General features: G+C 61.2%; 12 protein-coding genes. 10 read left to right on the forward strand and 2 right to left on the reverse strand.

From position 1 onward, the window contains the following. Window positions 1-261 precede the first annotated feature (261 nt). The 5 genes from pgi (at window position 262) to J3P85_RS25120 (ending at window position 8,672) form a co-directional block, all read left to right on the forward strand. Complete coding sequence (gene pgi / locus J3P85_RS25100) at window positions 262-1,926, forward strand: glucose-6-phosphate isomerase (RefSeq protein ID WP_434703931.1); 1,665 nt, start codon at window positions 262-264, stop codon at window positions 1,924-1,926. Between the two features lie 218 nt (window positions 1,927-2,144). Beyond that, window positions 2,145-4,082 (forward strand): acetate--CoA ligase, encoded by a 1,938-nt coding sequence (gene acs, locus J3P85_RS25105; protein ID WP_434703932.1) that lies wholly within the window; start codon window positions 2,145-2,147, stop codon window positions 4,080-4,082. 221 nt (window positions 4,083-4,303) lie between these two features. Then, window positions 4,304-5,320: a class I SAM-dependent rRNA methyltransferase gene (locus tag J3P85_RS25110; RefSeq protein WP_411385651.1), complete on the forward strand. Its 1,017-nt coding sequence runs from the start codon at window positions 4,304-4,306 to the stop codon at window positions 5,318-5,320. 120 nt (window positions 5,321-5,440) lie between these two features. Then, window positions 5,441-8,374 carry a DUF748 domain-containing protein gene (locus tag J3P85_RS25115; protein WP_434703933.1) on the forward strand — a complete coding sequence of 978 codons (2,934 nt, stop codon included), beginning with the start codon at window positions 5,441-5,443 and terminating at the stop codon, window positions 8,372-8,374. Window position 8,375: 1 nt separating this feature from the next. After that, a complete protein-coding gene (locus J3P85_RS25120) occupies window positions 8,376-8,672 on the forward strand; it encodes a DUF2845 domain-containing protein (protein WP_186709067.1) in 297 nt (98 codons plus the stop codon). Between the two features lie 312 nt (window positions 8,673-8,984). On the opposite strand, the gene J3P85_RS25125 is transcribed toward J3P85_RS25120, so the two are convergent. Together J3P85_RS25125 and J3P85_RS25130 are read right to left on the reverse strand one after the other, a co-directional pair. Next, entirely contained in the window at window positions 8,985-9,338 is a 354-nt protein-coding gene (locus J3P85_RS25125) for a BON domain-containing protein (protein WP_207967178.1), read from the reverse strand. Window positions 9,339-9,622: 284 nt separating this feature from the next. Beyond that, window positions 9,623-10,033, reverse strand: a complete 411-nt coding sequence (locus tag J3P85_RS25130; protein WP_434703934.1) for a pilin — start codon at window positions 10,031-10,033, stop codon at window positions 9,623-9,625. Between the two features lie 224 nt (window positions 10,034-10,257). Here J3P85_RS25130 and pilB point away from each other — a divergent pair, with 224 nt between their 5' ends. From pilB to yacG, 5 genes are read left to right on the forward strand one after another with little or no spacing between them, the layout of a single operon-like run. Then, window positions 10,258-11,958: a type IV-A pilus assembly ATPase PilB gene (pilB, locus tag J3P85_RS25135; protein ID WP_411385655.1), complete on the forward strand. Its 1,701-nt coding sequence runs from the start codon at window positions 10,258-10,260 to the stop codon at window positions 11,956-11,958. A gap of 2 nt (window positions 11,959-11,960) precedes the next feature. Then, entirely contained in the window at window positions 11,961-13,178 is a 1,218-nt protein-coding gene (locus J3P85_RS25140) for a type II secretion system F family protein (protein ID WP_411385656.1), read from the forward strand. A 1-nt stretch (window position 13,179) separates the two neighbouring features. Further along, window positions 13,180-14,049 carry a prepilin peptidase gene (locus J3P85_RS25145; RefSeq protein WP_434703935.1) on the forward strand — a complete coding sequence of 290 codons (870 nt, stop codon included), beginning with the start codon at window positions 13,180-13,182 and terminating at the stop codon, window positions 14,047-14,049. A gap of 12 nt (window positions 14,050-14,061) precedes the next feature. Beyond that, a complete protein-coding gene (coaE, locus tag J3P85_RS25150; RefSeq protein ID WP_434703936.1) occupies window positions 14,062-14,685 on the forward strand; it encodes a dephospho-CoA kinase in 624 nt (207 codons plus the stop codon). Next, window positions 14,682-14,888: a DNA gyrase inhibitor YacG gene (yacG, locus tag J3P85_RS25155; protein WP_186709040.1), complete on the forward strand. Its 207-nt coding sequence runs from the start codon at window positions 14,682-14,684 to the stop codon at window positions 14,886-14,888. Before coaE ends, yacG begins: the two co-directional genes overlap by 4 nt. Window positions 14,889-14,914 lie beyond the last annotated feature (26 nt).

Genomic DNA, 14,914 nt, shown 5'->3' on the forward strand with positions numbered 1-14,914 from the left:
CTGCTATCGCGAGCAAGCTCGCTCCCACAGTTGATCTTCAAAGCCACCGCGTTTCCATCTGTCGGCCCCTTCCCATCCTCGATGTATAAAAAAGTACCGGGAACCGGTCAGACAAAGTCAAGACAGATCGCAACGCGAGGTTTACTGTAGTCGCCCTGTGTCCGGCGATCGTGTCGATGCAGTGTCCGGACGCCCACCTCGAGCCGCGCCGGAATTTTTCGTGTACAAAAGGTCGTTCAAGTAAAAAGGAAACCCGCAGCGATGGCGTATTACCGAACCCCTCATGACGTGACCGCTCTGCCAGCCTGGCAAGCGCTGAATGACCACCGCAAAGCCATGCAGGATTTCAGCATGCGCGAAGCGTTCAATGCCGATCCGCAGCGTTTCACACAATTCACCCTGTCGAGCTGCGGTCTGTTTCTCGACTACTCGAAAAACCTGATCAACGCCCAGACCCGCGACCTGCTGGTAGGCCTGGCCAACGAAGTCGACCTCAGGGGCGCGATCAAGGCGCTGTTCGAAGGCGAAATCGTCAACGCCTCGGAAAACCGCCCTGCCCTGCACACCGCCCTGCGTCGGCCGGTGGGGGACAAATTGCTGGTCAACGGCGTCAACGTGATGCCGGACGTGCACAAAGTGCTGAACCAGATCACTGACCTGGTCGGCCGCATTCACGACGGCCTGTGGCGCGGCTACACCGAAAAGCCCATCACCGACGTGGTGAATATCGGTATCGGTGGTTCCTTCCTCGGCCCGCAGTTGGTGTCCGAAGCGCTGTTGTCCTACACGCACAAAGGCGTTCGCTGCCACTACCTGGCGAACATCGACGGCAGCGAGTTCCACGAACTGACCATGAAACTGCGCGCCGAAACCACGCTGTTCATCGTCTCGTCGAAATCGTTCAACACCCTCGAAACCCTGAAGAACGCCCAGGCCGCCCGCGCCTGGTACCTGGCCCAGGGTGGTTCCGAAGCGGAGCTGTATCGCCACTTTATCGCCGTGTCGAGCAACAATGCCGCCGCCGTGGCCTTCGGCATCCGTGAAGAAAACATCTTCCCGATGTGGGACTGGGTCGGCGGGCGCTACTCGCTGTGGTCGGCCATCGGCCTGCCAATCGCCCTGGCCATCGGCATGTCGAACTTCAAGGAATTGTTGTCCGGCGCCTATTCCATGGACCAGCATTTCCAGAGCGCCCCATTCGAGCAGAACATGCCGGTGCTGCTGGCGCTGCTGGGCGTGTGGTACGGCAACTTCTGGGGCGCGCAGAGCCATGCGATCCTGCCGTACGACCACTACCTGCGTAACATCACCAAACATTTGCAGCAGTTGGACATGGAATCCAACGGCAAGAGCGTGCGCCAGGACGGTACCCCGGTGTCGACCGATACGGGCCCGGTCATCTGGGGCGGCGTTGGCTGCAACGGTCAGCACGCCTACCACCAGTTGCTGCACCAGGGCACCCAGTTGATCCCGGCCGACTTCATCGTGCCGATCGTCAGCTTCAACCCGGTTGCCGACCATCACCAGTGGCTGTACGCCAACTGCCTGTCCCAGAGCCAGGCACTGATGCTGGGCAAGACCCGCGCCGAGGCCGAAGCCGAGCTGCGGGACAAGGGCGCCAGCGAAGAAGAGGTGCAGAAACTGGCTTCCCACAAGGTGATCCCGGGCAACCGCCCAAGCAACACCCTGGTAGTCGAACGCATCAGCCCGCGGCGCCTCGGCGCACTGGTGGCGCTGTATGAACACAAAGTGTTCGTGCAGAGCGTGGTCTGGGGCATCAACGCCTTCGACCAATGGGGCGTGGAGCTGGGCAAGGAACTGGGCAAGGGCGTCTACAACCGCCTGGTAGGCAGCGAAGAAAACCCGGCCGAAGACGCCTCGACCCAAGGCTTGATCAACTACTTCCGCGGGCGTCATCGCGGCTGATCGTATCCCCGCTCCGACAGCTCACCGCTGCTCCCTGTGGGAGCGAACTTGCTCGCGATGGCGGTGTGTCAGTTGCTATTAACGGGCTGGCACACCGCTATCGCGAGCAAGCTCGCTCCCACAGTTGCTTTGTCACAGTTGCTTTGTGTGTGACTTGAACCCTCAGGCTACTGGGCGCATCTTTATATCTTGTCGCAAAACAAGAATAAGGAACCGTCATGTTCGATATCAGCCAGTACCCCCACGCCGATGCCGTCCGCCGGGCTGCGCAACTGAGTCAGGACGAGTACAAGCGGCTCTACCAAGAATCCATCGAACACCCCAGCGCCTTCTGGGCCGAGCAGGCCACGCGCTTTCTCGACTGGATGACGCCCTGGCAAACCGTCCAGCGCTATGACCTCAAAAATGGCGACGCGACCTGGTTCGCCGGCGGCAAGCTGAACGTCAGCGCCAATTGCATCGACCGTCACCTGGACACACGGGGCGACCAGATCGCGATCATCTGGGAAGGCGACGACCCTGCCGAATCGGCGCAAATCACCTACAAGAAACTCCACAATCATGTCTGCCGCCTGGCCAACGTGCTGAAAAGCCGTGGCGTGAAGAAAGGCGACCGGGTCTGCATCTACATGCCGATGATCCCCGAGGCCGCCTACGCCATGCTCGCCTGCACCCGCATCGGCGCGGTGCATTCGGTGGTGTTCGGCGGCTTCTCGCCGGACTCCCTGCGCGACCGGATTCTCGACGCCGATTGCCGCACCGTGATCACCGCTGACGAAGGGGTGCGCGGCGGGCGCTTCATACCGCTCAAGCGCAACGTCGACAAGGCCCTGGAAAGCTGCCCGAACGTCAGCACCGTGCTGGTGGTCGAGCGCACCCAGGGCGAAGTGGACTGGGTGGAAGGTCGTGACCTCTGGTATCACCAGGCCATGCACGACATCAGCGACGATTGCCCGCCCGAACCGATGGACGCCGAAGACCCGCTGTTCATCCTCTACACCTCAGGCAGTACCGGCAAGCCCAAGGGCGTGCTGCACACCACCGGCGGCTATCTGCTGCAAGCGGCGATGACGTTCAAGTACGTGCTCGACTACCGCGACAACGAGGTGTTCTGGTGCACCGCCGACGTCGGCTGGGTCACCGGCCACAGCTACATCGTCTATGGCCCGCTGGCGAACGGCGCCACCACGCTGATCTTCGAGGGCGTGCCGAGCCACCCCACCAGTTCGCGTTTCTGGCAAGTGATCGACAAGCATCAGGTCAATATCTTCTACACCGCGCCGACCGCCCTGCGCGCGTTGATGCGGGAAGGAGCCGGACCGTTGCAGGAAACGTCCCGCAAAAGCCTGCGATTGCTCGGCAGCGTCGGCGAGCCGATCAACCCGGAGGCGTGGGAATGGTATTTCAACGTGGTCGGCGAACAGCGCTGCCCGATTGTCGATACTTGGTGGCAGACCGAAACCGGCGGCATCATGCTCAGCCCGTTGGTCAGTGCCCCACGGCTCAAGCCAGGCTGCGCCACACGGCCGATGTTCGGCGTGCAACCGGTCTTGCTGGATGAGGTGGGCAAGGAAATCAACGGTGCCGGCAGCGGTGTGCTGGCGATCAAATCCAGTTGGCCGGGGCAGATTCGCAGCGTCTACGGCGATCATCAACGCATGGTCGACACCTACTTCAAGCCCTACCCGGGTTATTACTTCACTGGCGACGGCGCGCGCCGCGACGAAGACGGCGACTACTGGATCACCGGGCGTATCGACGATGTGATCAACGTCTCCGGGCATCGCATTGGCACCGCCGAGGTGGAAAGCGCCCTGGTACTGCATGACAGCATCGCCGAAGCCGCCGTGGTCGGTTACCCCCACGACCTCAAGGGCCAGGGCATCTATGCGTTTGTCACGCCGATGAACGGTGTGGAGGCCAGCGATGAGCTGAAGAAGGAATTGTTGGCTCACGTCAGCAAGGAAATCGGCAGCTTCGCCAAGCCGGAGCTGATCCAGTGGGCGCCGGCGTTGCCCAAGACCCGCTCGGGCAAGATCATGCGGCGCATCCTGCGCAAGATCGCCTGCAACGAACTCGACAGCCTTGGCGACACCTCGACCCTGGCCGATCCAAGCGTGGTGGAGGGGTTGATCGACAAACGCCTGAATCGCTAGGCCAAACACAAGAACCTGTGGCGAGGGAGCTTGCTCCCGCTGGACCGGGCTGGCGCTCCAGTGCGTAGCACTCCCAAAAATCATAGGGCCGCTGCGCAGCCCAGCGGGAGCAAGCTCCCTCGCCACAGGACGGTGTCTAGCTCGTAACCTTGTGCAACCTCAAACCCGATCCTTCATAACTGCTAAACTCCCGCGCCTCATTTCTCTAAGGCGCGCCCGGCATGTCTTCCTTGAATCAGGCGCTGCGCGCCGCCCTCGACCAACGCCTGGAACTGCTCGGCCAACTGCACCAGCAAGGCACCGACTGCTATCGCCTGTTCCATGGCAGCCAGGAAGGCGCGCCCGGCCTGACCATCGACCGCTATGGCCCGCAACTGCTGGTGCAGAGCTTCCACCAGTCGCTGGAACGGGACGACCTGCTGCAATTGCACGGCATCGTCAACGAACGCCTGGGCCTGGAGACCCTGTTGGTCTACAACGACCGCGCCCGGGGCAATTCCCGCATCGACCGCCAGGACACCGTCTATCAGGCGGACGAAGCCGCCCTGCAAGATTTGGTCGGGCATGAGTGGGGCTTGAATTATCGTGTCCGCGGCCGGCATGCCGGGCAGGATCCACTGCTGTTCCTCGACCTGCGCAACGCCCGGGGCTGGGTCAAGGCCCACAGCCGCGGCAAAAGCGTGTTGAACCTGTTTGCCTACACCTGCGGCGTCGGCCTGAGCGCCGCCGCGGGTGGCGCGCGTGAAGTATGCAATCTGGACTTCGCCGAAGGCAACCTGGCGGTGGGCCGTGAAAACGGCCTGCTCAACCCCGATTTGCAGCCCATGGAATTCGTGCAGTCGGATTACTTCCCGGCGATTCGCCAACTGGCCGGCCTGCCCATCAGCCAGCGTCGCGGGCAAAAACTGCCCAGCTATGTGCGCCTGGAGCAACGCCAGTACGACCTGGTGCTACTCGACCCACCGGCCTGGGCCAAAAGTGCGTTCGGCACCGTCGATCTGTTGCGCGACTACCAAAGCCTGCTGAAACCGGCGCTGCTCACCACCGCTGACAATGGTGTGCTGATCTGCTGCAACAACCTGGCAAAAGTGCCCATGGATGACTGGCGCGAGCAGGTGTTGCGTTGTGCGGAAAAAGCCGGCCGTCCGGTGCGCGACTGGAGCGTGCTGACCCCAGGCAGCGATTTCCCCTCCCTGGATCAGCAACCGCCGCTCAAGACGCTGATCCTCCAGCTCTAGGCCCCGGATTGAATTCTCACAGGGAAACCAGATAAATCTCATAAATCACAGTGGCTTCGGAACCGTAAACGCATGCCATACTCCAAGGCACTCCGAATTCACACCTAGATGAAGCCGCACATGCCCAAAGGATTGATTCGCGCTATCGGCGCCCTGTTGACCGCACTGGCCCTCTACAGTCTGTTGGGTTTCCTGATTCTGCCAGGCATCGCCTTGCGCATCGCCAACCAGCAATTGGCCGCCCTTGCGACAGTACCGGCCCAGATCCAGCGCATCGAACTCAATCCCTTCAGCCTTGAAGTCACCCTCTGGGGCTTGAACATCGGCGAACCGGGCAAAGAGCAAGTCGGCTTCGAACGGCTGTACGCCAATTTGCAACTCGACAGCCTGTGGTCCGGGGCCCTCCATCTGGTGAACATCGAGCTGGACAAGCCCAAGACCGAAGTCGTGTTCACTAAGGACGGTCAGTTGAACCTACTGGGCCTGTTCAAGTTGCCAGCCAGCGAACCGACGCCTGCCGATCCCGAGGCCAAACCGTTCCCGCTGCGGGTCGATCGAATCAAGTTGGCTGGCGGTTACGTGCATTTCCAGGACCTGCGCCCCAGCGAGCCCATCGAGTTCCTGTACGACACCCTCGATTTCGAGCTGAAGAACCTCAGCACCCTGCCCGACGACAACGCCGACATGACCTTGGTGGCCGCCGGCCCCGAGGGCGGGCAGATCGACTGGACGGGCAATTTCAGCCTCTCGCCAATTGCTTCCCAGGGTACGCTCAAGGTCACTGGTGGCCAGATGAAAGCCTGGTGGCCCTACGTGCGCGACGCCGTACCGCTGGTGCTGGAAAACGGCGTCCTGAACCTCAGCACCGACTACAAGCTCAACCTGGCCAAAGGCACCGAACTGCTGCTCAACAATGTCGCGGTCAGTGTCGCGCCCTTCGCCATCAAGGCCCCCGATGGCCGTCCATTGGTGAAACTCGAGCGCCTGGATGTCAGCGAAACCACGGTAGACCTGGCCAAGCAGCAAGTGGTGGTGGGCAAGATCCGCAGCCAGAAGCTGGAAACCTGGGCCGCTCGCGAGGCAGACGGGCAGCTGGACTGGCAGAAACTCTTCGCCAGCCAGCCGGCCAAACCGCAGGTCAAGGCTGAACCGGCATCCGCCCCGGCGGCAGCCGACTCGCCAAAACCTGAACCGGCACCACCGAGCAAACCGTGGCAGGTGCTGTTGAAGGACGTGCAACTGCGCGACTACCACGTGCACCTGGCCGACCGCCAGGCGCAGCCTGCCGTGGCACTGGAAGTCGGCCCACTGAACCTCGACCTGCAGAACTACGACACCCTCAACGGCTCGCCCTTTACCCTCAAGCTCGACACCGGGCTGGGCAAACAGGGCAAGATCCTGGCCGACGGCGAGGTCAACCTCAACCCGATCAGCGCCAGGCTCAAGGTCAAGACCCAGGACATCGACCTGCGCGTCGCCCAGGCGTACATCAACCCGTTCATTCGCCTGGAGCTGCGCTCCGGGATGCTCGGCAGCGACCTGGCGGTCGACCTCAAGAGCACCGAACCGCTGGCCTTTGCGGTCACCGGCACCGCCCAGGTCGACCAGTTGCACACCCTCGACACCCTCAAGACCCGTGATTTCCTCAAGTGGCAGAAGCTGGTCCTCGAAGGCCTCAACTACCAGCACGGCGACAGCCTGTCCATCGACAAGGTCAACCTGTTCCAGCCCTACGCGCGGTTCATGATCAATGACGACCGCACCACCAACGTCGATGACCTGCTGATCCCGCAACCGGCCGACAGTGGCGCGAAGAACACCGCAGCCAAACCGGCGGCCCAGGAAAAACCGCTGGGTATCCACATCGGCGGCGTCGCCATCAACGACGGTTCGGCCAACTTCGCCGATTTCAGCCTGACACCCAACTTCGCCACGGCCATCCAGCAACTCAATGGCCAGATCGGCACCATCGACAGCCGCCAGGCCAAACCGGCCAGCGTGGACATCAAGGGCAAGGTCGATCGTTACGCGCCGGTCACCATCAAGGGAGCAGTAAACCCTTTCGATCCGATGGCCAGCCTCGACATCGCCACCAGCTTCAAGCGGGTCGAACTGACCACCCTGACGCCCTACTCCGGCAAGTTTGCGGGCTATCGTATCCGCAAGGGTCGACTCAATCTCGACCTGCATTACCGCATCACCAAGGGCCAGCTCCAGGCGGACAACAAGGTGGTGGTCGAGCAATTGCAGCTGGGGGAAAAAGTCGACAGCCCGGACGCCGTGAGCCTGCCGCTGAAACTGGCCATCGCGTTGCTCAAGGACTCCGAGGGCAAGATCTCCATCGAACTGCCGGTCAGCGGCAACCTCAACGATCCACAATTCAGCGTCATGCCGATCGTCTGGCAGACCCTGCGCAACCTGGTGGTTCGCGCGGCCCAGGCGCCGTTCAAGCTCATTGGTGGACTGGTGGCCGGCGGCGGTTCGGAAGACCTGGGCAGCGTCGCATTTGCGCCGGGCTCCAGCGATCTGAGCAAGGATAACGAAGGCACGCTGCTCAAACTCTCCGAAGCCTTGGCCAAACGGCCGGAACTGCGCCTGGAGATCGAGGGTACCGCCGCCGAAAGCAGCGACGGGCCATTACTCGCGGCCCAGCGCCTGGAGCGCGAATACCAGTACAACTACTACAAGATGCTCCAGCGTCGGGGTGACAAGGTTCCGGCCCAGGCTTCGCTGATAGAGGTGCCCGAGGATGAAAAGGCACCGCTGCTCGAAGGCATCTACCGCACGCGCCTCAAGACCCAGCCGCCGGCCGAATGGACGCAACTGGATAAAACGGCGCGCATCGAGAAACTGCGCGAAGGCGTGATCAAGTTCTGGAGCGGCAGCGACGTGCTGTTGCGCCAACTGGGGCAGGAACGGGCCAGCAGCATCAAGGATTTCCTGGTGGACAAAGGCCAGTTGGCCGACGACCGCGTGTATTTCATCGACGCCAGCCTCGGCCAGGCCGAAAGCGATGGCCGGGTGGTCACGCCTATGCATCTGGATGCCGAATAAGATGAAACCCTGGTACGGGCTCGGCCTGGGTCTATTGCTCGCCGCCGGCCAGGCATCGGCGGCCACCACGCTGCGCTGCGGCAACCAGTTGATCAGCGTCGGCGACCGCTTGAGCGAAGTGCTGCAGAAGTGCGGACAGCCGGCGGCGCGGGATGACTTGGGCTACAAACGCAGCGTCAATCGCCGGGAAGAATACCCGGTGGAAGAATTGACCTACGGCCCCAACAACGGCATGTATCAGTACCTGCGTTTCGAGGGAAATCGGCTGGTGGAGATCACCAGCAAGCGGGGGCGGTGACCGGGCGACTACACAACTAGCAGTCATGTGTGTTGGTCGTGCCGCCGCCATCGCGAGCAAGCTCGCTCCCACAGGGGCCCGATTTCAATGCGATCCAGTGTGGGAGCGAGCTTGCTCGCGATGAAGGCAACCCGGTTCCCGGCTGCCACGCACTGCCCCCTCTCCAAAATAGAACAGGCCCCCGACACGAATGCCGGAGGCCTGTAATGGCCACATCCCTATGGCCTTTCGCATGAACTCCAAAGCAACGGCAAGCGTATGACTCAGCCCGCTTGCCGTGCCTTCTCCCAGTCCAGGCGAGAAGTCTTGGCCTTACTCGGCCTTCAGGCCGTCAGCCGATACGTCCTTGACGCCCTTGATTTTCTTGGCGATTGCCACGGCGGTGTCTTTTTGTGATTCAGTGACTTTGTTCATCGAAGATAAGGACACAACACCGTTGTTGGTTTCGACTTTGATATCAGTGCCTGGAATGCCTTTTTCAGTGACCAGGTCAGCTTTGACCTTGGTGGTGATCCAGGTATCGGAAACGTCCTCTTTGGCCTCTGTCACTTCGCCTGCAGCCAGCATCATTGGCGCCTGAGTTGCTTGAGTGGTCTCGGCGAATGCGCTAGCCATGGTCAGGGTCAGAGCGGTAGCAGCGGCGGCAGTGATAGCGAACTTCTTCATACGAGTAACTCCTGTTTTTCTCAGAAACCGCCGGAGATGAATCCCGGCAGGGTTAACAGGAGTAGTGCGAAGGCTGTGCCAGTTTTGAAACATTTATGAATTGCTTATGAATCAGCAGGTTAAGCGAAGCGACAATTTTCTTGATCATGCAAAATGCATGACCCGCCGATTTTCGACATGCAAGTTGCGGGTTTCGTCCAATCTCTAAATCCCTGAATTCCCGAGCATTTCCAGTTCCAATAAAAAGCCCCGGTGTTTAACCGGGGCCGAGTCAACCGGGATTGCTACGCACCGTCACAACCAGCCGGCAAGAACTCTTGAAGAGCAGTAGACGTGCAAGTCCAGGCACCATCCGCTGCACGAGAGTGCGTGATTGTCCTACCTTGAACGGCGGCAGGCGCATTCACAAGGGCGCATACAATCGTGCCCGTTCCGGCCGCCGCTGTGCCTGTAATGGTGATTGTGCAATTACTGGTAGGTGAGGTGACGCCCATGTTGGCGGCCGTAGGGTCGACGCCTCGATTCATGTTGTCCTCGTACGGCACCTTGAATGAAGTGATTTCCGCCAGCCCCGCCGTCACCTTCGCCCGCGCCTGATATCTGGAATACTGCGGCAACGCAAACGTCGCCAGAATGCCGATGATCGCCACGACGATCAGCAGCTCGATCAGCGTAAAGCCCTTTTGCTTATTCATAGACATCTCCCATGCATGAGTCGAAATCTCATGACCTGAAATCGCCATTGCAGGGCACATGCCAACCCTCAAGCCCCATCAATAAAGGGTGTCGATCCCGCACAACGGCGGCGTCCTACCTCAACAACCGCACTATCTGACGTTTTTTGTCACCCTGGCCCGCTGGTTTGGCGTCGATGCTTGACTAGGCTATAAGTCATGAACTGTCCGCGTCCGGTATCCCCATGAATGACATCGCCCTCAGCGGCCTGACCAAGCAATTGGTGCTGGCCGAACTGCTTACCGAGCAAAGTGCGCAACAGGCGTATCAACAGGCCCAACGCAGCCGCATCCCCCTGGTCAGCTACCTGGTGCAGAACAAACTGGTCCAGAGCCGCCAGATCGCGGAAATCGCCTCGGAGCATTTTGGCGTGGCCCTGCTGGACCTCAACAGCCTGGACAAGGAAGCCCAACCCACCGGCCTGGTCAGCGAAAAACTGGTGCGCCAGCACCACGCCCTGCCGCTGTGGCGGCGTGGCAACAAGCTGTACGTGGGCATCTCCGACCCTACCAATCACCAGGCCATCAACGACATCCAGTTCAGCACCGGCCTGACCACCGAAGCCATCCTGGTGGAGGACGACAAGCTCAGCGACGCCATCGAAAAATTCTTCGAGTCCAGTAGCACCGGCCTGGAAGGCATGGGCGATGTCGACCTCGATGGCCTGGACATCGAATCGATCGACGACACCAAGCAGGACTCCATCGGCACCCAAGACACCGATGACGCGCCCGTGGTGCGCTTCGTCAACAAGATGTTGCTGGACGCGATCAAGGGCGGCTCTTCCGACCTGCATTTCGAGCCCTACGAAAAAACCTACCGGGTGCGGGTGCGCACCGACGGCATGCTGCGGGAAGTGGCCAAGCCGCCGATCCAATTGGCGACCCGCATCGCCGCCCGCCTCAAGGTCATGGCCAGCCTGGATATTTCCGAGCGACGCAAACCCCAGGACGGCCGGCTGAAAATGCGCCTGTCGAAAACCAAGTCCATCGACTTCCGGGTCAACACCCTGCCCACGCTCTGGGGCGAAAAAGTGGTGATCCGGATCCTCGATCCGTCCAGCGCGCAGATGGGCATCGATGCCCTGGGCTACGAGCCGGACCAGAAAGACCTGTACATGGCCGCCCTCAAGCAACCGCAAGGACTGATCCTGGTCACCGGCCCGACCGGCTCGGGCAAGACCGTGTCGCTGTACACCGGGCTGAATATCCTCAACACCGTGGACATCAACATTTCCACCGCCGAAGACCCGGTGGAGATCAACATGGAAGGCATCAACCAGGTCAACGTGAACCCGCGCCAGGGGCTGGACTTCGCCCAGGCCCTGCGCTCGTTCCTGCGCCAGGACCCGGACGTGATCATGGTCGGCGAGATCCGCGACCTGGAAACCGCCGAGATCGCCATCAAGGCCGCCCAGACCGGGCACCTGGTGCTATCCACCCTGCACACCAACAGCGCCGCCGAAACCTTGATCCGCTTGCAGAACATGGGCATTCCGGGGTTCAACATCGCCACCGCCGTACACTTGATCATCGCCCAGCGGCTGGCGCGCAAGCTGTGCAACCACTGCAAGAAGGCCATCGAGGTTCCCGAGGAAGCCTTGCTCAAGGAAGGTTTCCCTCGGGAACGCATCGGCACATTCACGATCTATGAGCCGGTCGGTTGCGAACAGTGCAACCACGGTTACAAAGGGCGCGTGGGGGTTTATGAAGTGGTCAAGAACACGCCCGAGCTGCAACGGTTGATCATGGCCGAGGGCAACTCGCTGGAAATCGATCTGCAGATGCGCAACGACGGCTTCAATGACCTGCGCGCATCGGGGCTGCTCAAAGTGATGCAGGGCGTCACCAGCCTCGAAGAAATCAACCGGGTCACCAAGGATTGAACATGGCGGTCAAGGCAGTCAAAACCGATGTGTACACGTGGGAAGGCAAGGACCGCAAAGGCACGAAAATGACCGGTGAGCTGACGGGCCAGAGCCCGGCCCTGGTCAAGGCACAACTGCGCAAGCAAGGCATCAACCCGGAGAAGGTCCGCAAGAAATCCACCTCGATATTCAGCAAGGGCAAGCGCATCAAGCCGCTGGACATCGCCCTCTTCACCCGCCAGATGGCCACGATGCTCAAGGCTGGCGTACCGCTGCTGCAAGCGTTCGACATCATCGGCGAAGGCTTCGACAACCCCAACATGCGTAAACTGGTGGATACGGTGAAGCAGGAAGTTGCCGCCGGCAATAGCTTCGCCGCCTCGCTGCGCAAATGCCCGCAGTATTTCGACGAGCTGTACTGCAACCTGGTGGACGCCGGCGAACAGGCCGGTGCCCTGGATACGCTGCTGGACCGGGTCGCGACCTACAAGGAAAAGAGCGAAGCCCTCAAGGCCAAGATCAAGAAAGCCATGACCTACCCGACGGCGGTGATACTCGTCGCAGCGGTGGTCACGGGCATCCTGCTGGTCAAGGTGGTGCCGCAGTTCGAATCGGTCTTCTCCGGGTTCGGTGCGCAGCTGCCGGCCTTCACAGTGATGGTCATCGGCCTGTCGGAGTTCATGCAGGAGTGGTGGTGGATGCTGCTGGGCGGTTTGGCGGGGGCGTTTTTCGGGGTGAAATATGCCCTCAAGCGGTCCCAGGCGTTTCGTGACTGGCGGGACAAATGGCTACTCAAGCTCCCCTTGATCGGCACCTTGATGTACAAGTCCGCGGTGGCTCGCTTTGCCCGCACGCTCTCGACCACCTTCGCCGCCGGCGTGCCGCTGGTCGAAGCCCTCGATTCGGTGTCGGGCGCCACCGGCAACGTGGTATTCAAGCGCGCCGTGCAGCGCATCCGCCAGGACGTCTCCACCGGCATGCAGTTGAATTTTTCCATGCGCGCGTCGGGGATCTTTCCGAACCTGGCCATCCAGATGACCGCCATCGGCGAGGAATCCGGCGCGCTGGACGACATGCTCGACAAGGTCGCGAGCTTTTATGAGGCCGAAGTGGACAATCTGGTGGACAACCTCACCAGCCTGATGGAACCCTTCATCATGGTGATCCTGGGGATCGTCGTCGGTGGCCTGGTGGTTGCCATGTACTTGCCCATCTTTCAACTCGGCTCTGCGATCTGACATGCCCTTGAGCGAATTTTTCGTGCTGTACCCCCTGGCTTTCGTGCTCGTTGCGGCATTGCTCGGCCTGATCATCGGCAGCTTCCTCAACGTGCTGGTGTGGCGCCTGCCGAAGATGCTCGACCGCGAATGGCGCCTGCAAGCCCACGATCTGCTGGGCCTGCCGGCTGAGGCCCCGGGCCCGGTCTATAACCTGATGTTGCCCCACTCCCAGTGCCCGCACTGCGACCATCGCATCCGCGCCTGGGAAAACATCCCCGTGCTCAGCTACGTGATGTTGCGCGGCCGCTGTTCGAGCTGCGCCGCGCCCATTGGCAAGCGTTACCCCCTGACCGAAGTGGCCTGCGGCGCGTTGTCGGCATTCGTCGCCTGGCATTTCGGCTTTGGCTGGCAGGCCGGCATGGTGATGGTGTTGACCTGGGGCCTGCTGGGCATGAGCCTGATCGACGCCGAGCATCAATTGCTACCTGATACCTTGGTGCTGCCGTTGTTGTGGCTGGGCTTGATCGTCAACAGCTTCGGCCTGTTCGTTCCCTTGGACCAAGCGATGTGGGGCGCGGTGGCCGGCTACCTGGCGCTGTGGTCAGTGTTCTGGGTGTTCAAGCTGATCACCGGCAAGGAGGGCATGGGCTACGGGGACTTCAAGCTGCTGGCAATGCTGGGCGCCTGGGGCGGTTGGCAGATCCTGCCGCTGACGCTGCTCTTGTCGTCGCTGGTGGGCGCCGTTATCGGGGTCATTGTGCTGCGCCTGCGTGACGCTCCCGGGTCGACACAAATCCCCTTTGGGCCTTATCTGGCCATTGCCGGCTGGATTGCCTTGCTCTGGGGTGGTCAAATAACCGACTTCTACTGGCAGTCTGTCGGTTTCTAATGTCGATCTTTTATGAATAACCCCCTGGAAAAACCCTGGATCCTCGGCCTGACCGGTGGCATCGGCAGCGGCAAGAGCGCGGCGGCCCAGCATTTTATCGACCTGGGTGTGCACGCCATCGACGCCGATCACGCCGCACGTTGGGTGGTCGAGCCCGGGCGCCCGGCGCTGGCAAAAATCGCCGAACACTTCGGCCCTGGCGTATTACAGGCCGACGGCGCCCTGGATCGGGCGGCGCTGCGCAAGCTGATTTTCGAGCAGGCCGAGGAACGCCGCTGGCTCGAAGCACTGCTGCATCCGTTGATCGCCGAGGAAATCGCCCATCACCTGGCCCAGGCACAATCGCCCTACGCGATCCTGGTGTCGCCGCTGCTGATCGAGTCAGGCCAGTACGCCATGACCCAGCGGATCCTGGTGATCGACGCGCCAGAACAACTGCAGATCGAACGTACCCTACAGCGCGACCAGACCAGCGAGCAGCAGGTCCAAGCGATCCTCAAGGCCCAATCCAGCCGCCAGGACCGCCTGAGCCATGCCGACGACGTGGTGGTCAACGACCGCGACCTCACCTGGCTGCACAGCGAGGTCGAGCGCCTGCATCACTTTTACCTTACTTTGCGTGGAGGCCAATCATGAGCCAAACCCCAACCGTCGATTGTCCAACCTGTGGCGCACCCGTGGAATGGAGCCCGGAGAGCAAATTCCGGCCGTTCTGTTCCGACCGCTGCAAACTGATCGACCTGGGCGCCTGGGCGTCGGAAGAACACAAGATCCCCGTGGCCCCGGACGCCGAGGATGAGTTGTTCAGCGAAGACTTCAATCCTCGCTCCCATCACTAAGACCCGGTAGGAATCATTGTGGCGAG

Origin of the sequence: Pseudomonas sp. Z1-12, assembly GCF_051132015.1 — a bacterium.
Taxonomy (GTDB): Bacteria; Pseudomonadota; Gammaproteobacteria; order Pseudomonadales; family Pseudomonadaceae; genus Aquipseudomonas; species Aquipseudomonas zanjanensis.

Excerpts from the sequence above, each read along its gene's own strand:
- J3P85_RS25125 (WP_207967178.1), bottom strand. The coding sequence starts at position 9,338 with ATGAAGAAGTTCGCTATCACTGCCGCCGCTGCTACCGCTCTGACCCTG.
- J3P85_RS25145 (WP_434703935.1), top strand. The coding sequence starts at position 13,180 with ATGCCCTTGAGCGAATTTTTCGTGCTGTACCCCCTGGCTTTCGTGCTC.
- yacG (WP_186709040.1), top strand. The coding sequence starts at position 14,682 with ATGAGCCAAACCCCAACCGTCGATTGTCCAACCTGTGGCGCACCCGTG.
- pilB (WP_411385655.1), top strand. The coding sequence starts at position 10,258 with ATGAATGACATCGCCCTCAGCGGCCTGACCAAGCAATTGGTGCTGGCC.
- J3P85_RS25115 (WP_434703933.1), top strand. The coding sequence starts at position 5,441 with ATGCCCAAAGGATTGATTCGCGCTATCGGCGCCCTGTTGACCGCACTG.
- coaE (WP_434703936.1), top strand. The coding sequence starts at position 14,062 with ATGAATAACCCCCTGGAAAAACCCTGGATCCTCGGCCTGACCGGTGGC.
- J3P85_RS25120 (WP_186709067.1), top strand. The coding sequence starts at position 8,376 with ATGAAACCCTGGTACGGGCTCGGCCTGGGTCTATTGCTCGCCGCCGGC.
- J3P85_RS25130 (WP_434703934.1), bottom strand. The coding sequence starts at position 10,033 with ATGAATAAGCAAAAGGGCTTTACGCTGATCGAGCTGCTGATCGTCGTG.
- J3P85_RS25110 (WP_411385651.1), top strand. The coding sequence starts at position 4,304 with ATGTCTTCCTTGAATCAGGCGCTGCGCGCCGCCCTCGACCAACGCCTG.
- acs (WP_434703932.1), top strand. The coding sequence starts at position 2,145 with ATGTTCGATATCAGCCAGTACCCCCACGCCGATGCCGTCCGCCGGGCT.
- pgi (WP_434703931.1), top strand. The coding sequence starts at position 262 with ATGGCGTATTACCGAACCCCTCATGACGTGACCGCTCTGCCAGCCTGG.
- J3P85_RS25140 (WP_411385656.1), top strand. The coding sequence starts at position 11,961 with ATGGCGGTCAAGGCAGTCAAAACCGATGTGTACACGTGGGAAGGCAAG.